Annotated in this window: 17 protein-coding genes; 7 read left to right on the plus strand and 10 right to left on the minus strand. The window is 57.6% G+C overall.

Annotation, left to right across the window (positions count from 1 at the left end; translation table 11 throughout):
- Nucleotides 1-60 precede the first annotated feature (60 nt).
- Entirely contained in the window at nucleotides 61-648 is a 588-nt protein-coding gene (locus RGU44_RS14380) for a PadR family transcriptional regulator (RefSeq protein ID WP_322217631.1), read from the plus strand.
- Nucleotides 648-1,418 (plus strand): siderophore-interacting protein, encoded by a 771-nt coding sequence (locus RGU44_RS14385; protein ID WP_322181500.1) that lies wholly within the window; start codon nucleotides 648-650, stop codon nucleotides 1,416-1,418. Before RGU44_RS14380 ends, RGU44_RS14385 begins: the two co-directional genes overlap by 1 nt.
- A 39-nt stretch (nucleotides 1,419-1,457) precedes the next feature.
- On the opposite strand, the gene RGU44_RS14390 is transcribed toward RGU44_RS14385, so the two are convergent.
- Nucleotides 1,458-2,120: a Pr6Pr family membrane protein gene (locus RGU44_RS14390; RefSeq protein WP_322181503.1), complete on the minus strand. Its 663-nt coding sequence runs from the start codon at nucleotides 2,118-2,120 to the stop codon at nucleotides 1,458-1,460.
- Nucleotides 2,121-2,162: 42 nt separating this feature from the next.
- Complete coding sequence (locus RGU44_RS14395) at nucleotides 2,163-2,390, minus strand: VF530 family DNA-binding protein (protein WP_219062087.1); 228 nt, start codon at nucleotides 2,388-2,390, stop codon at nucleotides 2,163-2,165.
- A 485-nt stretch (nucleotides 2,391-2,875) separates the two neighbouring features.
- Here RGU44_RS14395 and RGU44_RS14400 point away from each other — a divergent pair, with 485 nt between their 5' ends.
- The 5 genes from RGU44_RS14400 to cmoB all read left to right on the plus strand — a co-directional run bounded on the left by RGU44_RS14400 (nucleotide 2,876) and on the right by cmoB (nucleotide 10,343).
- Nucleotides 2,876-5,320: a glucose/quinate/shikimate family membrane-bound PQQ-dependent dehydrogenase gene (locus RGU44_RS14400; protein WP_322181506.1), complete on the plus strand. Its 2,445-nt coding sequence runs from the start codon at nucleotides 2,876-2,878 to the stop codon at nucleotides 5,318-5,320.
- A gap of 306 nt (nucleotides 5,321-5,626) precedes the next feature.
- The gene (gene lon, locus RGU44_RS14405; protein WP_322182829.1) at nucleotides 5,627-8,017 is read left to right on the plus strand and encodes an endopeptidase La; all 2,391 of its coding nucleotides are present in this window, start codon (nucleotides 5,627-5,629) and stop codon (nucleotides 8,015-8,017) included.
- Nucleotides 8,018-8,134: 117 nt separating this feature from the next.
- A complete protein-coding gene (locus RGU44_RS14410; protein WP_322181508.1) occupies nucleotides 8,135-8,527 on the plus strand; it encodes a protease inhibitor I42 family protein in 393 nt (130 codons plus the stop codon).
- Nucleotides 8,528-8,643: 116 nt separating this feature from the next.
- On the plus strand, nucleotides 8,644-9,387 hold the full coding sequence (cmoA, locus tag RGU44_RS14415; RefSeq protein WP_322217634.1) for a carboxy-S-adenosyl-L-methionine synthase CmoA: 744 nt from the start codon (nucleotides 8,644-8,646) through the stop codon (nucleotides 9,385-9,387).
- Entirely contained in the window at nucleotides 9,384-10,343 is a 960-nt protein-coding gene (gene cmoB, locus RGU44_RS14420) for a tRNA 5-methoxyuridine(34)/uridine 5-oxyacetic acid(34) synthase CmoB (RefSeq protein WP_322217636.1), read from the plus strand. The genes cmoA and cmoB overlap by 4 nt, the downstream gene beginning before the upstream one ends.
- Nucleotides 10,344-10,399: 56 nt before the next feature.
- Here cmoB and pdxJ read toward each other — a convergent pair whose 3' ends face one another.
- The 8 genes from pdxJ to RGU44_RS14460 form a co-directional block, all read right to left on the minus strand.
- Nucleotides 10,400-11,146: a pyridoxine 5'-phosphate synthase gene (gene pdxJ / locus RGU44_RS14425; protein WP_322217638.1), complete on the minus strand. Its 747-nt coding sequence runs from the start codon at nucleotides 11,144-11,146 to the stop codon at nucleotides 10,400-10,402.
- Between the two features lie 52 nt (nucleotides 11,147-11,198).
- Nucleotides 11,199-11,882, minus strand: a complete 684-nt coding sequence (gene recO, locus RGU44_RS14430; protein WP_219062098.1) for a DNA repair protein RecO — start codon at nucleotides 11,880-11,882, stop codon at nucleotides 11,199-11,201.
- Between the two features lie 108 nt (nucleotides 11,883-11,990).
- The gene (gene era / locus RGU44_RS14435) at nucleotides 11,991-12,893 is read right to left on the minus strand and encodes a GTPase Era (protein ID WP_322181517.1); all 903 of its coding nucleotides are present in this window, start codon (nucleotides 12,891-12,893) and stop codon (nucleotides 11,991-11,993) included.
- Complete coding sequence (gene rnc / locus RGU44_RS14440; RefSeq protein WP_322181519.1) at nucleotides 12,886-13,575, minus strand: ribonuclease III; 690 nt, start codon at nucleotides 13,573-13,575, stop codon at nucleotides 12,886-12,888. Before rnc ends, era begins: the two co-directional genes overlap by 8 nt.
- Nucleotides 13,572-13,949, minus strand: a complete 378-nt coding sequence (locus RGU44_RS14445) for a DUF4845 domain-containing protein (protein WP_322181521.1) — start codon at nucleotides 13,947-13,949, stop codon at nucleotides 13,572-13,574. Before RGU44_RS14445 ends, rnc begins: the two co-directional genes overlap by 4 nt.
- A 108-nt stretch (nucleotides 13,950-14,057) precedes the next feature.
- Nucleotides 14,058-14,912 carry a signal peptidase I gene (lepB, locus tag RGU44_RS14450; protein WP_322181523.1) on the minus strand — a complete coding sequence of 285 codons (855 nt, stop codon included), beginning with the start codon at nucleotides 14,910-14,912 and terminating at the stop codon, nucleotides 14,058-14,060.
- A gap of 5 nt (nucleotides 14,913-14,917) precedes the next feature.
- On the minus strand, nucleotides 14,918-16,717 hold the full coding sequence (gene lepA / locus RGU44_RS14455; protein ID WP_322181525.1) for a translation elongation factor 4: 1,800 nt from the start codon (nucleotides 16,715-16,717) through the stop codon (nucleotides 14,918-14,920).
- A gap of 179 nt (nucleotides 16,718-16,896) precedes the next feature.
- Nucleotides 16,897-18,318: a DegQ family serine endoprotease gene (locus RGU44_RS14460; RefSeq protein WP_322182832.1), complete on the minus strand. Its 1,422-nt coding sequence runs from the start codon at nucleotides 18,316-18,318 to the stop codon at nucleotides 16,897-16,899.
- Nucleotides 18,319-18,335: the final 17 nt, after the last annotated feature.

Genomic DNA, 18,335 nt, shown 5'->3' on the forward strand with positions numbered 1-18,335 from the left:
TCTTGCGTTAAAAGTTAGATATATCTTAAGGTATATCTAACTTACGCAGGAGACAGAGAAATGAGCGAACCAGGTGACCCCACTCACCAGGCCCATCAAGACCACCGCGATCACGGTGACGGCCGCGATGGTTTCGAAAAACGTCCCGGCCGTGAGCGCGGAGGACGCGGCCCGCGGGTCTTTGCTCCCGGCGACCTGAAATTACTGCTGCTCGCGTTGATCGCCGAACAACCCAGCCACGGCTATGACTTGATCCGCCAGATCGAAGGTATGTTCGACGGCGCCTACAGCCCAAGCCCGGGGGTGATCTACCCGACACTGACCTTTCTTGAAGAAAGCGAAATGATCCTCGGCGACGCCTTCGGCGGGAAAAAACGCTACGTCGTGACCCCGAGTGGTGAGCATTCGCTGACTGAACAGGCCATCGCGCTGGAGGGGGTGCACATGCGCATCGACGTCAGTAAGCGCGCCTTGCGCGGACATGATCGGCCGCCGCAAATCCATGAAGCCGTGCACAACCTGCGACATGCGCTGCAACTGCATCACGGGCGCTGGGATGCGGCAGAAATCCTGCGCGTGAGCACCCTGCTGAACGACACCGCCAAAGCTATCGTTGACGGCCCTGTCAGCGCCACGGAGAAGTCTTGATGAATTTGCAACAGACCATTCACCGCGTCAGCCATGACATCAAACGCCGCAAGCTGGAGGTGCTGCGCGTCATCGACCTGACACCCCGGATGCGCCGCATCACCTTGGGCGGGCCGCAACTGCAGGGCTTTGTCAGCCTGGGCACCGATGACCACGTGAAGTTGATCTTCGCGCAAACGGCCGAAGAGCAGGCGGCACTCGAGACCTTCGTCCCCGGCTCCCCAAGCGATGGCCCAAGCCCGGCGATGCGCGACTACACGCCTCGGCGCCATGACGCAGAGGCTGGCGAACTGGATATCGATTTCGTCCTCCACGGCGAGGGGCCTGCCGCCACGTGGGCAGCGCAGGCCAAACCGGGGCAAACGCTGTACATCGCCGGGCCACGGGGCTCGATGATCGTCCCGGATATCTTCGACAGCTACTTGCTGATCGGCGATGAAACCGCCCTCCCCGCCATTGCCCGCCGTGTAGAAAGCCTGCCGGCCAACCGCAGTGCGCTGGTGGTGGTCGAGATCGCCGACTCGTCCGAGCAGCAGACCTTGCACAGTCTGGCTCAGGTCGACGTGATCTGGATTGTGCGGGGCGAGCAGGATCTGGTGAAGGTTACCCGCAGGCTGGAAATGCCGGAAGGCAAGCTATACGCCTGGGTGGCAACTGAAGCGGCGTTGTCACGCAAGATTCGTCGTGTATTGCTGAATGAATTTGGCCTGGAGGAAAGTCTGGTAAAAACCGTCGGTTACTGGCGCCTGAATGAGGCCGACAACGGTTGAACGATGTCGGCGATGCGGTCTTGAACAGACCGCATTCCTTCACCGTCTGACGCTGTGGCCCTTGACCCTATCCAGCCCGACCAGTACCAGCGAGATCATGAAAAACCCGGCCAGCACGCCACCTGCATTGATAAAGGCCTTGGCATAACCGAGGGTGCCGACATCAATAAAGGGGTACATATAGTCGCCAATCAAATCCCCCCGCAACAGCACGTAAGCGAAATACACCAGCGGGTAGATCCCCCACAGCAGCACGTGGCTCAAGCGCAATCCCCCTTTCTGGACGTATAGCCACCAGTACACAAGAAACAGCAGCGGCATGATGTCGTGCAGCAATTCGTCCGCGATCCATTGCCAGCCCTGGGGCTGCCACAAATGGCGCAGGAGCACGTTGTAAGCGAGCCCCACCAGGACAATGCTGGCAGCAATGCCGCTGCACACCCAAGGCGTTCGGAAAAAGCGATGAACACCATCGCTTCTGCTAACGACCGCGCAGGTCAGGGCAATCGCCACCAAGGTGTTAGTGAGTATGGTAAAAAAACTGAAGAACCTTACCAGCCCACCGAGCAGACTCGCTTGATCCGCCCACCGCGCGAAAAAAATCAGATACAGCTGGATAGCCAATGCCGACCATCCCAGCAGTGCTGCGATGATGATGAAGCTGCGCTGTCCTTGCGACTGTTGCGAATGTTCGCTGTGCATCGTTTTAATCATCCTTGGGTATCGGCAGAGAAAGGAGGGCCCTCACCAGCCTTTGCTGCGTGCCAGCTTCACGTACAAACCTTCGACCTTCTCCCGCGCCCACGGGGTCTTGCGCAAAAACGTCAGGCTGGACTTGATGCTCGGATCGCTTTTGAAACAGCGAATATCAATGCGCTCCGCCAATCCCGACCATTCGTAGTGCGCCACCAGCGCGGTGAGGATCTGCTCCAGTGTTACGCCATGCAGAGGGTTGTTGTTGGATGTCGTCATACCAGGCCTTCGAACTGATTTAAGCGGGGTTTGCCCCGTAAGGTGCGCACCTTAGCCGAGCCTCCCCGTAGCGGGAAGAGCTTAACGCCCCAAGGCATCAGATTGGCATCAGACGAATACCGATAGAAGTTGTAGGACATAACCCCGTCACCTGCACTGCCTGCCTTTCACTGTTACTAAATCCGCAACAAACCTTGGCGCATCCTTCCCTTTCGCTTATTGGCTCAGGTCTCTATCATTACAAATCACTGCTGAATCGATTAATCAACGAATACGCCTCATGTTTGGCACAGAGGCCTGAACTCTGTGCATCGATAGCTGCCTATGAAATAACCCCGTCAAATCCTGACTGCGCCCCCGCCGATGGAACGCATCCAATCGCCAAAATCAGTGGCTTCAATGCGCATGCATGTGACTGGACTAGGCTCACAAACAGACGTTACGCACCAAGCGACATCCCCTTAATCGTCCTGGAGAAACACATTATGAGCACTGATGGTGCTTTAAGCAGAACACGCCTGTTACCGACATTGCTCGGTCTGGTGTTGCTGCTGATGGGCCTGGCCATGTTGGCAGGAGGCATCAAGCTGACGCTGCTGGGCGGCTCGCTGTACTACCTGCTGGCCGGTATCGGCTTTGCCCTGACTGGCGTGTTGCTCATCGCAGCACGCCGTGCCGCGCTAGGCCTGTACGCGCTGCTTCTGCTCGCCAGCACGCTCTGGGCGCTGTGGGAAGTGGGCCTGGATTGGTGGCAACTGGTGCCGCGTCTGGCGCTGTGGTTCGCGTTGGGCATCGTGCTTTTGCTGCCGTGGTTCCGTCGTCCGCTGCTGCGTGGGCAACCCGCCCCCATGGCCACCGGCGCATTAAGCATCGCCGTGGTGCTGGCCGGCCTTACAGCGTTAGCCAGCCAGTTCACCCACCCTGGTGAGATCAAAGGCCAACTGGACCGCGAAACCGCAGGCACCACCAACACCGCCCCGGCCATGCCCGACGGTGATTGGCAATCCTATGGGCGCACCGCGTTCGGTGATCGCTATTCGCCGCTGGCGCAGATAACTCCTGAAAACGCGGGTAAGCTGGTGCCTGCCTGGACCTACCGCACAGGGGATATCCCTGGACCGAACGATCCGGGTGAAACCACAGCCGAGAACACCCCGCTCAAGGTCAACGGGATGCTCTACGTGTGCACACCGCACAGCCAGGTGATCGCACTGGACCCGGACACAGGCAAGGAAATCTGGCGTTTCGACCCGAAGATCAGCACGCAGAAAGCGGCTAACTTCAAGGGTTGGGCGCACATGACCTGCCGCGGCGTGTCGTATCACGATGACGCCGCTTACGCTGCGACTCCCGCTCCCGCTCCGGCGCCGTCGGCAGTACCTGCGCGAAGCCCCGTGCCAGCAGCAACATCGGCGACCAGCGCAAACTCGTGCCCACGTCGCCTGTTACTGCCAACCGCGGACACCCGTCTGATCGCGCTGAACGCCGACACCGGCAAACCGTGCGAAGACTTCGGTGTTAACGGCTCGATTGATCTGGGCGCCAACATTGGTGCCTTCACGCCAGGTGGCTACTACTCCACCTCGCCGCCTGCCGTGACTCAAAATCTGGTTGTCATCGGTGGTCATGTCACTGACAACCTCTCCACCGATGAGCCGTCCGGGGTGATTCGCGCGTTCGACGTGCACACCGGTCGTCTGGTCTGGAACTGGGACAGCGGCAATCCGAACGACACCACGCCGATTGCTGCAGGCAAAACCTACACCCGTAACTCTCCCAACATGTGGTCGATGTTCAGCGTCGACGAAAAACTCGGCATGCTTTACCTGCCGATGGGTAACCAGATGCCTGACCAGTGGGGCGGCAATCGCACCCCTGAATCAGAGAAGTACAGCGCCGGCCTCGTTGCGCTGGACATCGCTACCGGCCACGTACGCTGGAACTTCCAGTTCACCCATCACGATTTGTGGGACATGGACGTTGGCGGCCAACCGACGCTGATGGACATGAAAACAGCGGATGGCATGAAACAAGCCGTCCTGGCATCGACCAAGCAGGGCAGCATCTACGTGCTGGACCGCAGCAACGGTCAACCGATCGTGCCGATCAACGAAATCCCGGTACCACAAGGCGCGGTTGCCGGCGATCACACGTCGCCGACCCAGCCCAAGTCCGACCTGAACTTCATGCCGCCGCCCCTGAAAGAGCGCGACATGTGGGGCGTGACGCCATTCGATCAAATGCTGTGCCGGATCGACTTCAAATCCCTGCGCTATGACGGCCCCTTCACTCCCCCATCGCTGCAAGGTTCGATCGTCTATCCAGGCAATTTCGGCGTGTTCGACTGGGGCGGTATATCGGTTGATCCGGTGCGTCAGATCGCGTTCGTAAACCCAAGCTACATGGCCTTCAAATCCAAACTGGTTCCAGCAGCCGAAGTTGAAGGTGGCCCAGGCCGTAAAAGCGAAACCCAAGGCGTACAACCCAACAAAGGAGCACCTTATGGTGTGATCCTCGAAGCGATGCTGTCGCCGATGGGCCTGCCTTGCCAAGCGCCAGCCTGGGGTTACGTCGCAGCCGTGGACCTGACCAATCACACCACGATCTGGAAACACCAGAACGGCACTGTGCGTGACAGTGCGCCAGTACCGATCCCGTTGACCATGGGCGTACCTAGCCTGGGCGGAACGTTTGTCACCAAGGGTGGCGTGGCGTTCCTGAGCGGCACCCTCGACCAGTACCTGCGCGCCTACGATGTTCGTAACGGCAAGCAACTGTGGGAAGGTCGCCTGCCAGCAGGCGCCCAGACCACGCCGATGACCTACACCGGCAAGGACGGCAAGCAGTACGTGCTGGTCATGGCGGGCGGTCACGGTTCACTGGGCACCAAACAAGGCGATTACATCCTGGCGTTCAAACTGCCGGACTGATGATGCAGTGACCCAATGAAAAAGGCGGCTACCGAAAAGTAGCCGCCTTTTTTGCAGGGCTTGTCCCGTTCGGAGCTTTGTGGACATCTGCCATGGGGTTGCCACAAGCGCTCCTATACTGAGCACGGCCTTTAACTATCATCCTGCCAGGGCTTACAAAAAATTATCGGCGCATTGAACGAGAATCCAGGCTCGACCGAATCTATTTGTACTCACCATTGAAACCCTTGCTGCTGCGCCCCATCTAAACTCCATGTTCAATTGTGCAGGTGCCCCATGAGCGACCAGCAAACAGACTCACAAAATTTGTCAGATGACGTTAATGCCGAGCACGACATAGACCAGGGTTCAACCAACACCAGCCTGGCCCTTCCGGGGCAAAACCTCCCGGACAAGGTCTACATCATCCCGATCCACAACCGCCCGTTCTTCCCGGCTCAAGTGCTGCCGGTGATTGTCAACGAAGAGCCTTGGGCCGAGACCCTCGAGCTGGTCAGCAAGTCGGACCATCATTCACTGGCGCTGTTTTTCATGGACACGCCCCCCGACGATCCCCGCCATTTCGACACCAATGCCCTGCCTGAATACGGCACGCTGGTAAAGGTCCACCACGCCAGTCGCGAGAACGGCAAACTGCAATTCGTGGCCCAGGGTCTAAGTCGGGTACGTATTCGCACCTGGCTCAAGCACCATCGCCCGCCGTATCTGGTGGAAGTCGAGTACCCGCATCAACCCAATGAGACGACTGATGAGGTCAAGGCCTATGGCATGGCCCTGATCAATGCGATCAAGGAACTGCTACCGCTCAACCCGCTGTACAGCGAAGAGCTGAAGAACTATCTGAACCGCTTCAGCCCAAACGATCCGTCGCCGCTCACCGATTTCGCAGCAGCACTGACCTCGGCCAACGGCGTCGAACTGCAAGAAGTGCTCGATTGCGTACCCATGCTCAAGCGCATGGGCAAAGTCCTGCCTATGCTGCGCAAGGAAGTCGAAGTCGCGCGCCTGCAGAAAGAAATCTCTGCTGAAGTGAACCGCAAGATCGGTGAACACCAGCGCGAATTTTTCCTCAAGGAGCAGCTCAAAGTGATCCAGCAAGAGCTGGGCTTGAGCAAAGATGATCGCAGCGCCGACATCGAGCAGTTCGAGCAGCGCCTGGAGGGCAAAACCCTGCCGCCTCAGGCACGCAAGCGGATCGACGAAGAAATAAACAAACTCTCGATACTGGAAACCGGCTCACCGGAATACGCGGTGACGCGCAACTATCTGGATTGGGCCAGTTCGGTGCCGTGGGGCGTTTATGGCAAGGACAAGCTCGATTTGAAGCACGCGCGCAAGGTGCTCGATCAGCACCATGCGGGCCTGGATGACATCAAGAGCCGAATTCTCGAGTTTCTCGCGGTGGGCGCTTACAAGGGGGAGATCAGCGGCTCCATCGTCTTGCTGGTCGGCCCGCCGGGCGTGGGCAAAACCAGCGTAGGCCGCTCGATTGCCGAATCATTGGGTCGGCCGTTCTATCGATTCAGCGTCGGCGGCATGCGCGACGAGGCAGAGATCAAGGGCCACCGTCGCACGTACATCGGCGCGCAACCGGGCAAACTGGTCCAGGCGCTCAAAGACGTCGAAGTGATGAACCCGGTGATCATGCTCGACGAGATCGACAAGATGGGCCAGAGCTACCAGGGCGACCCAGCCTCGGCGTTGCTGGAAACCCTCGACCCGGAACAGAACGTGGAATTCCTCGATCACTACCTGGACCTGCGTCTGGACTTGTCGAAAGTCCTGTTCATCTGCACCGCCAACACCCTGGATTCAATCCCCGGCCCATTGATCGACCGAATGGAAGTGATTCGCCTGTCTGGCTATATCACCGAAGAGAAAGTCGCCATCGCCAAACGCCACCTGTGGCCTAAGCAATTGGAGAAGGCTGGTGTGGCCAAAAGCAGCCTGTCCATCAGTGACACTGCGTTGCGGGCCGTCATCGATGGATATGCCCGTGAAGCCGGGGTCCGGCAGTTGGAGAAACAACTGGGCAAGCTGGTGCGTAAATCCGTGGTCAAGCTGCTGGATGAGCCGAATTCGGTGATCAAGATCGCGCCCAAAGACCTGGAAGCTTCGCTGGGCATGCCAGTATTTCGTAACGAACAAGTGCTGTCAGGTACCGGCGTCATCACCGGTCTGGCGTGGACCAGCATGGGTGGTGCCACATTACCGATCGAGGCGACCCGAATCCACACGCTCAACCGCGGCTTCAAACTCACCGGGCAGCTGGGCGATGTGATGAAAGAGTCGGCGGAAATTGCCTACAGCTACATCAGCGCGAACCTGGCGCAATTCGGTGGTGATCCGCGTTTCTTTGACGAGGCTTTTGTGCACGTGCACGTGCCCGAAGGCGCGACGCCTAAAGACGGCCCGAGTGCAGGGGTGACCATGGCCAGCGCGTTGCTGTCCCTGGCCCGCAATCAAGCGCCAAAAAAAGGCGTGGCCATGACCGGCGAACTGACACTGACAGGGCATGTATTGCCGATTGGCGGTGTGCGCGAAAAGGTTATCGCGGCGCGTCGGCAGAAGATCCACGAGTTGATCTTGCCTGAGCCAAACCGTGGCAACTTCGAAGAACTGCCCGACTACCTCAAGGAAGGCATCACCGTGCACTTCGCTAAACGCTTTGCTGACGTCGCGAAGATTTTGTTCTAAGCGCCAATGGTCTCGCCAGCACGTTGACCCCTACAGAAGACCTCGCTTATCTGTAGGCGCCAACTTGATGGTGAGAAAGGTTATGCTCCCTGTTCGTTGAAAACGACTGGAGCTTCCATGACTGCTGTCCGCCTGCTCGTCCCTCTGAGCCTTGTCCTGCTTGCTGCGTGTGCGCAACAACCAAGGCAAATCGTCTCCGTTGAAAAGCAAAGCCAGTGCCCGTTGAAGCTGAAAACCGGGCAAACCTTGATCCTGACCCTGCCCAGTACACCCACTACCGGTTATCGATGGAAGGTGCAGACGCCTGCGTCGGGCGTGCTGCGCAGTTTAGGGCCGGAGGTCTATAGCAACCCGGAAGAGGCAGGGCTTGTGGGGAGCTCCGGGCAATCGGTATGGCGCTACCAGGCTGCCAGCGCGGGAGATGGGCAGCTGTTGATGATGTATCAACAGCCGTGGGCGCCTGAAGTGGCACCTGTTCAGACCTTCGATTGTGCGATCACGGTTAACTGAGGCTCAGCGCCCACATTCGCGAAAGCCCTGATGCGACCCGTCTGACAGGACACGTCGCATCCTGAGCGCAAACTGGCTAAAATGCCCGCCTTTTCGCCCTCTCCGCTGGAACCGCCGTGAGCAAAGAACCCGACCGCATTTTCGCCCAGCCCCTGGCCCAGGTGCCGGACTTCGCCTTTAACGAGGACGTGGTGCGGGTGTTTCCGGACATGATCAAACGTTCGGTACCGGGCTACCCGACTATTGTCGAAAACCTGGGTGTGCTTGCGGCGCAATTCGCTCAACCTAATAGCATTCTTTATGACCTGGGCAGCTCCCTCGGTGCCGTCACCCAATCGTTGCGCCGTCACGTGCGCAGTGAAGGCTGTCGCGTGATCGCTGTGGATAACTCGAGCGCGATGGTTGAGCGCTGCCGTGAATACCTGAAAGCTCAAGACTCGATGTTCCAGGAGTTGTTGCCGGTTGAAGTGATTGAGGGCGATATTCTTGCGCTGCAATTCCAGCCCGCTTCGGTGGTGGCGCTGAACTTCACCTTGCAGTTCGTTGCCCCGGAACAACGGTTGGCTTTACTCGGTCGCATCCGCCAGGCACTGGTGCCCGGTGGCGCGCTGATTCTTTCGGAAAAACTGCGTTTTAACGATGATCAGGAACATGCCCTGCTCACTGATTTACACATCGCGTTCAAACGCGCCAACGGCTACAGCGACTTGGAGATTTCCCAGAAGCGCAGCGCCATTGAAAACGTCATGAAACCAGACAGCCTCGAAGAACACCGTGATCGCCTATTGGCGGCCGGGTTTTCCAAGGTGGTCCCATGGTTTCAATGCCTTAACTTTGCCTCGTTGATTGCCCTGCCATGATTGATCTCGCTCCACTGGTCCGCCGTTTGGCGGGCACTCCCCTGGCTGAATGGGCCAACGGCCTGCAAGCACAACTTGATGCCAAAATGAGCAAAAGCCACGGCGACCTGCAGCGCTGGCAAAGCGCGCTGGACGCCCTGCCTGAATTAGTGCCGACACGCATTGATCTGGTTGAAAGCTTCACCCTTGATAACGACTGCGATGCCGATACGCGGGCGCAGTTGCACAAAGCGCTGATGGGCCTGTCACCGTGGCGCAAAGGACCGTTCGATGTGTTTGGTGTGCATATCGACACCGAATGGCGCTCGGACTGGAAATGGTCGCGAGTGTCACCGCACCTCGATTTAAAGGGCAAGCGCGTACTGGATGTGGGTTGCGGCAACGGCTATTACCAATGGCGCATGCTCGGTGCCGGGGCCGACAGCGTGATCGGCGTCGATCCAAACTGGCTGTTCTTTTGCCAGTTCCAGGCGATGCAGCGCTATTTGCCCGACCTGCCTGCCTGGCACCTGCCGTTCGCCCTGGAAGACCTGCCAGCCAATCTCGAAGGCTTCGACACAGTATTTTCCATGGGCGTGCTTTATCACCGGCGCTCTCCCATTGACCATTTACTGGCGTTGAAAGACTGCCTGGTCAAAGGTGGCGAACTGGTGCTGGAGACGTTAGTGGTGAAAGGTGATGTGCAGCAAGTGCTGGTGCCGGAAGATCGCTACGCGCAGATGCGCAACGTCTGGTTCCTGCCGTCGGTACCGGCCCTTGAACTATGGTTGCGCCGTGCCGGATTTGTCGATGTGCGCTGCGTGGATGTCAGCATTACCACCGTCGAGGAACAGCGTGGCACCGACTGGATGCGCTTTCAGTCATTGAGCGACTACCTCGACCCGGCCGACCACAGTCGCACGGTGGAAGGCCTGCCCGCACCGATGCGCGCGGTGATCGTGGCGCGCAAGCCTTAGACCTCATCGTCTGAAAATCGGTCTTCGCGAATGGGTTGAATGGAGGTCTATCTAATTCAGCCCTTGGCAGCCGCTGCCAGTATCAATGCCTTCATTTCAGCCACGGCGGACTTGAAGCCGACGAAAAGCGCATGAGCCACCAGCGCGTGGCCAATGTTCAACTCGTTGATGCCCTTAATCGCCGCCACCGCTTCGACGTTGTGGTAGTGCAAACCGTGACCCGCGTTGACGATCAGGCCCTGGGCCAGGCCAAACGCCACCCCGTCAGCGATGCGTTTCAATTCTTCCGCGACTTCGCTCGGTGTTTGCGCGTCGGCATAACGGCCGGTGTGCAACTCGATGGCGGGCGCACCTATGCGTTTCGACGCGGCTATCTGCCGCTCATCAGGGTCGATGAACAACGATACTTCACAGCCGACTTTCGCCAAACGGTCCACTGCAGCCTTGATCCGCGCCTCTTGACCGGCAACGTCCAGACCGCCTTCGGTGGTCAGTTCCTGACGGGTTTCCGGGACCAGGCAAATGTGTGCCGGACGCAGACGCTCGGCGAACACGAGCATTTCTTCGGTGACGCCCATTTCGAAGTTCATGCGTGTTTGCAGTACATCCTTGAGCAACAGTACGTCGCGCTCCTGAATATGCCGACGGTCTTCACGCAAATGCACGGTGATGCCATCGGCACCCGCCTCTTCAGCATCCAGCGCTGCTTTCACCGGGTCCGGATAGCGGGTACCACGGGCCTGACGCAGGGTGGCGACATGGTCGATGTTCACGCCAAGAAGAATGCGAGTGTTATGGGTCACGGATCGCTCCTAGAAATTTGATCAAAACAGACCGCGCAAGCATAAAGCTTGCTCACGGCTTGCGAAACAGTTCACGGCTGACTAACGGGCGACCGCCAAGGTGCACGGCCAACGCTTGACGCATCAATCGCTTGGCTGCTGCCAGGGCACCCGTGGCGCTCCAATCGGCTTCAGCCATGGCCAACAACTCAGCCCCCTGAAACAGCCCCGGCTGCAACAACCATACTCGCTCCAGCCCGGCATCCACTTGCAAGCGATACAAGCCGTCGGCTTCCACCGGATCACCGTTGATGTCAGCGTCCAGATCGAAGCCGTAGCCCAGATCATCGAGCAGTCGCCATTCAAAGGAGCGCAACAAGGGTTCGAGCGGCCGACCTTCAGCCAGTGCCAGCAAGGTGGCGGCGTAATGATCGAAAACAGCGGGGTGAGGATCTTCGGCGGGCAGCAGACGGATCAGCAGTTCATTCAAGTAAAGACCGCTGAACAAGGCTTCGCCAACCAGCCAGGTGGAAAGGCCTGCGCTTTCCATGCGCCCGACATTTTTCAGTTCGCCCCGCCCGCGAAACTCGATTTCAAGCGGGACAAAGGGACGTGCCAGGGTGCCGGCCTTGCCGCGAGCGCTGCGCAGCACAGCTCGCAATCGGCCTTGCGGGGTAAGGAAATCGACCAATGCGCTGCTTTCGCGGTACGCCCGGCTGTGCAGCACATAAGCAAGTTGGCCGGTGGGCGTGCTCATCGTTCAGGCAGGCTCGCAGATCGCAGCAGTAGGAAGGGCATAGCCAGGAAAAGATGCGGCGTTGCCCGGTGATCGACGGCTAAGCGACCAATCACCAGGCCATGAGACTTACAGGTCGCCGTAGCCCAACGAACGCAGGGCGCGCTCGTCATCGGACCAGCCACCTTTGACCTTGACCCACAGGTTGAGCATGACCTTGGAGTCAAACAACAACTCCATGTCCCGGCGTGCATCTGTGCCGATACGTTTGATCCGCTCACCTTTGTCGCCAATGATGATTTTTTTCTGACCATCACGCTCGACCAGAATCAGCGCGTGGATGTGCAGGGTCTTGCCCTGCTGCTTGAATTCTTCGATTTCCACGGTGATCTGGTATGGCAACTCGGCACCGAGCTGACGCATGATCTTCTCGCGGACCAACTCGGCGGCCAGGAAACGGCTGCTGCGGTCGGTGATTTGATCTTCCGGGAAAAAGTGATCGTTTTCCGGCAAATGGGCGGCGATCAGGCCTTCAAGTGCTTCGAGGTTATGACCCTGTTGAGCAGAAATCGGCACGATCTGCGCATTCGGCAGTTGGCCTTGCAGCCACTCCAGGTGCGGCATCAGCGCGGCTTTGTCTTCAAGGCGGTCAGTCTTGTTGATCGCGAGAATCACCGGGCCTTGCACGTATTGCACACGCTCGAGCACCATCTGGTCTTCATCGGTCCAACGGGTACGGTCAACCACGAAAATCACCACGTCGACGTCTTTCAACGCGGCCGAGGCAGTCTTGTTCATGTAACGGTTGAGCGCTTTCTCGCCGTTCTTGTGCATGCCCGGGGTATCGACGTAGACCGCCTGTACCAAGCCTTCGGTCTTGATACCGAGCATGTTGTGGCGAGTGGTCTGCGGCTTGCGCGACGTGATCGCCAGTTTTTGCCCAAGGATGTGGTTCAGCAGCGTGGACTTGCCCACGTTGGGCCGGCCAACAATGGCAACATAGCCACAGCGTGTTGCAGTTGAATCAGTCATGGCCGTTCTCCACGCCAAGGGCAATGAGTGCTGCGGCCGCTGCTACCTGTTCGGCAATACGACGGCTAACACCCTGACCCCGGCTTTTTTCATTCAATAAGTTAATCTCGCACTCGACGAAAAACATTCGGCAGTGCGGCTCGCCCTGGATATCCACCACTTCGTAACGCGGCAGGTCACAGGCACGCGACTGGAGAAACTCCTGCAGCCGGGTTTTAGGATCTTTGTTGGTATCGACCAGGGTCAGGCTGTCGAACTCGGTGGTCAGCCAGGCCAACACGCGCTCACGCGCCATGTCCATGCCAGCATCCAGGTAGATCGCACCGATCAGCGCTTCCAGGGCGTCGGCCAGAATCGATTCGCGGCGAAAACCACCGCTTTTCAATTCGCCGGAGCCCAGGCGCAAGTACTCGCCCAAGTCGAAACCACGGGCCAGCAGGGCCAGTGTCTCGCCCTTCACCAGCCGCGCCCGCAAGCGCGACAACTGGCCTTCGCGCGCCAGAGGGAAGCGGTCGAACAAGGCTTCACCGGCGACGAAATTGAGAATGGCATCGCCGAGGAATTCCAGGCGCTCGTTATTACGCCCGGCAAAACTGCGGTGAGTCAGGGCCAGGATCATCAGTTCCTGGTCTTTAAAGGTGTAGCCGAGCTGACGCTCCAGGCGACTCAAGGAAACGCTCACGGTTTGCCCACGCTGAATTCGTGGTCGAACTTGACCACCAGATCAATGTTCTGGATCAGTGGCTCACGATTTTCGTATTTCAAATGGGCGAGAAACTTGTTGTTCTCCACCGTCACACTTAACGCCTTGTTCAAATCCAAATCCCGAATGCTGTTGACCTGCATGCCTTTACTGACATGGCTGTAAAAATCGCTGACCGTTGTAATTTCCAGCGTTTTGTCGGTTTCGACCGAGCTAATGATTTTCTTCATCGACATATAGTCGAGGTAATGCGGAATCAGTTTGAAGGCCGTGCTTGCCGCAAACGCGATCAAAGCCAAAGCCAGCAACCACCCCACGAACGACAAGCCTTTCTGCGAACCGGCAGGTGTCATGTTCGACCTCAAGCGTAGCTGTTCCATAGTGCCGGCAAGGTGTTCCATTGCCATCGTTTCAACGCAGCCCAAACGACGTACGGCGCTGTTGAGTACAGCGCCGTATGGCTACTTGATCAGCCCAACCCGCGAGAAGTTCGGCAGGTGGCTCAGTTTCGGCTCAGGCCAGCTCATCCAGACAGCAAAGGCCTTGCCGACGATATTCTTGTCGGGAACCATGCCCAGCTCATCCTTGGGAATGTTTGGATCATCCCAGAAACGGCTGTCGTTCGAGTTGTCCCGGTTGTCACCCATCATGAAGTAGTGCCCGGCCGGCACAGTCCACTCATGATCTGGTGGTGCACGGTAGCGGCTCATTTCCTGGCGAATCTGGTGTTCAACGGCACCAAGCTGCTCAAGATAAAGATCCGCGCTGCCCAAGGTCCCCGGCTCGGAGCCAATCAGTTGTTTGGCCACCAAATCACCGTTGACGAACAGACGCTTGTCGCTGGTGTAACGGATCTGATCACCTGGCAAACCGACCACACGCTTGATGTAGTTGACGGTCGGGTCGCTTGGGTAACGGAACACCATCACATCGCCGCGTTGAGGATCACCGATCCGAATCACTTTCTGATCCAGCACCGGCAGGCGAATACCGTAGGAGAACTTGTTCACGAGGATGAAATCACCCACGTCCAGTGTTGGCTTCATCGACCCTGAAGGGATCTGGAAGGGCTCGACCAGAAATGAGCGCAGCACCAGCACGATAAACAGCACCGGAAAGAATGATTTGCCGTATTCAACCAGCAAAGGCTCTTTGTCCAGGCGTTCCAATACCGCGACATCCGGCTGGCTGACGCTGCCCTGATAAGTCGCGATGGCAGTCCGCCGGCGTGGTGCCAGAATGAGCAAATCGAGCAATGCAAGTGAACCGCATACGACGACAGCGATGACCAACAACAGCGGGAAATTTAGTGACATAGGACCTAACTATCCAACCTGAGCACTGCAAGGAAGGCTTCCTGTGGAATTTCCACGTTACCTACTTGCTTCATGCGTTTTTTACCGGCCTTTTGCTTCTCGAGCAGTTTACGCTTACGGCTTACGTCACCGCCGTAACATTTGGCCAGTACGTTCTTTCTGAGTGCCTTGACGGATGTACGCGCTATAACCTGCCCGCCAATGGCGGCCTGGATTGCTACGTCGAACATCTGCCGCGGGATCAGTTCCTTCATCTTTTCGGTCAACGCGCGACCTTTATAATTCGCCGTATCGCGATGCACGATCAACGCCAGGGCGTCGACTTTTTCACCGTTGATCAATACATCGAGCTTGACCAGATTTGCTGACTGATAACGGTTGAAATGATAGTCCAGAGACGCATAACCACGGCTCACTGACTTGAGACGGTCGAAGAAGTCCAGGACCACTTCGTTCATCGGCAGGTCGTAAGTCACTTGCACCTGAGTCCCCAGGAACAACATGTCGTGCTGTACACCACGCTTTTCAATGCACAATGTAATGACGTTGCCCAGGTGCTCTTGCGGCACAAGAATATTCGCCCGCACGATCGGCTCGCGCATGTCTTCGATTACGGACTGATCAGGAAGCTTGGACGGGTTGTCGACGTAAATCGTTTCACCGGTCTTCAACAGTAATTCAAAAATTACCGTTGGCGCGGTGGTGATCAGGTCCAGATCGTACTCGCGCTCCAGACGCTCCTGGATGATCTCCATGTGGAGCATGCCCAGGAATCCGCAACGGAAGCCGAAACCCAGTGCGTCGGAGCTTTCTGGCGAATACTGCAGGGACGAGTCGTTGAGCGTCAGTTTTTGCAACGCTTCGCGGAAGTCCTCGAAGTCATCCGAGCTGACCGGGAACAGACCGGCATACACCTGCGGCTGAACACGTTTGAAGCCTGGCAGTACATCCACGTCGGGCGTAGTGTTCAAGGTCAGGGTGTCGCCGACAGGGGCGCCGTGAATATCCTTGATACCCGCGATGATGAAGCCTACTTCACCGGCTTTCAGGTCAACGGTCTGCGTATGTTTGGGGGAGAAAACACCCACGCTGTCGACCAGATGCACCTTGCCGGTGGACTTGACCAGGATTTTGTCGCCCTTGCGTACGCAACCGTGGCGTACACGCACCAGCGAGACAACGCCCAGGTAGTTGTCAAACCAGGAATCGATGATCAACGCTTGCAGCGGATCTTCGATGTTGCCGGTCGGCGCGGGAATGGTGTGAACCAGACGTTCAAGCACTTCATCGACGCCCAGACCGGTCTTGGCCGAGCAGGCGACCGCGTCGGTTGCATCGATACCGATGATTTTCTCGATTTCTTCCTTGACGCGGTCCGGGTCGGCCTGCGGCAAGTCGATCTTGTTGAGTACCGGCATGACCTCAAGGCCCTGCTCGATAGCGGTGTAGCAGTTAGCGACGGACTGGGCTTCGACCCCTTGACCCGCATCGACAACCAACAACGCGCCTTCGCAGGCCGCAAGAGACCGGCTGACTTCATAGGTGAAGTCTACGTGACCTGGGGTGTCGATGAAGTTCAGCTGGTAGGTTTTGCCGTCCAGCGCTTTGTAATACAGGGTAACGCTATGGGCCTTGATGGTGATGCCGCGTTCGCGTTCCAGGTCCATGGAATCGAGGACTTGAGCTTCCATTTCGCGCTCGGACAAGCCACCGCACATCTGAATGAAGCGGTCGGCCAGCGTCGACTTGCCATGGTCAATGTGGGCGATGATGGAGAAATTGCGGATATGACTCAAATCACTCACGGATCAACACTCAAAAAGGTTGCAGGCAGATTGCCCGCCGAAAAATAGCCGGGAATTGTACCTGATGGAAGACTGGGGCGTCACGTTCGCAGGCCACACCAGCGGTCAGTAACCGCATTCTCTGGACGACAGGTGCAAAAAAGGGCGGTGATCACCGCCCTTTTCGTCACGCCAATCTGTTACTCGGCCAATTTGAAGGTGATGAAGCTAGCCCGACCCTGACGCAGAACGCGCATGGACACGGAACGATTCTTCGGCAACTCCTTGGCAACCTCGGTGAAGTTCGTGGCCGACGTGATCGCCTGATTGTTCAGATGAGTGATCACATCGCCCGGTTGCAAGCCGATCAAGGCTGCAGGACCGTCCTGCACTTCCTTGATGACCACGCCACCCTTGAGGTCGTAGCTTTTTTTCTGTTCAGCGGTCAGATCGGCTACCGACACACCCAGGCGATTGCTGCTGCGCTCGACGCCAGAATCCGGAACATCCATTTCCTGACCTTCTTCGGGCAGCGCGCCGATGGTCACGGTCAAGTGTTTACGCTTGCCGTCACGGATCACTTCCAGATCGGCCTTGCTGCCGTCTTTCAGATTGCCGACCAGATGTGGCAAGTCGGCAGACATCACAATCGGCTGACCATTGGCACTGAGGATAACGTCACCCACCAGCACGCCGCCTTTCGCCGCAGGACCGTTCTCCAACACCTGAGCCACCAACGCACCGGCCGGCTTATCCAGACCGAAGGATTCAGCCAGGTCTTTGTTGACCTCCTGAATCACCACCCCCAACCAGCCACGATTGACCTTGCCGCCCGCTTTCAACTGGTTCGCGACATCCATCGCGACGTCGATCGGGATGGCAAAAGACAACCCCATGAAACCACCGGAGCGGGTGAATATCTGGGAGTTGATCCCGACCACTTCGCCAGACATGTTGAACAGCGGACCGCCGGAGTTACCCGGATTGATCGCGACATCGGTCTGGATGAACGGTACATAAGTATCGTTCGGCAGGCTGCGGCCCTTGGCGCTGACGATACCCTTGGTCACCGAGTGATCGAAGCCGAATGGTGAACCAATGGCCAGCACCCACTCACCGACTTTCAGTTTGTCGGAGTTGCCAATCTTGACGACTGGCAGGTCTTTGCCCTCGATCTTCAAGACCGCGACATCCGTACGCGGATCAGTGCCAATCAATTTGGCCTTCAACTCGCTACGGTCGGAAAGACGCACGAGAATTTCATCCGCGCCGTCGATGACATGGTTGTTGGTCAACACATAACCGTCGGCAGAAATAATAAAGCCGGAACCCAAAGACTGGATTTCGCGCTGACGATCACCTTTGGGCGTGCGTTGCCCCTTAGGCATGTTGCGTTCAAAGAACTCTCGAAGCTGAGGTGGCAACCCTTCCAGATCAGGCATTTGAGCGTTCGCGACAGAGCGCTCAGGCATTTTCTGGCGGGTACTGATGTTCACTACAGCGGGCGAGGCCTGCACAACCAGATCGGTGAAGTCAGGCAAAGCCTCCGCCTGCGCGGTGGCCATCTGACCCAGTATCAGGACTGCAGTGACAATTGACAGGTAAGACTTCAAGCGTGGAATCAACATACGGCTCCCGT

Source organism: Pseudomonas sp. 5C2, assembly GCF_034314155.1.
GTDB lineage: Bacteria > Pseudomonadota > Gammaproteobacteria > Pseudomonadales > Pseudomonadaceae > Aquipseudomonas.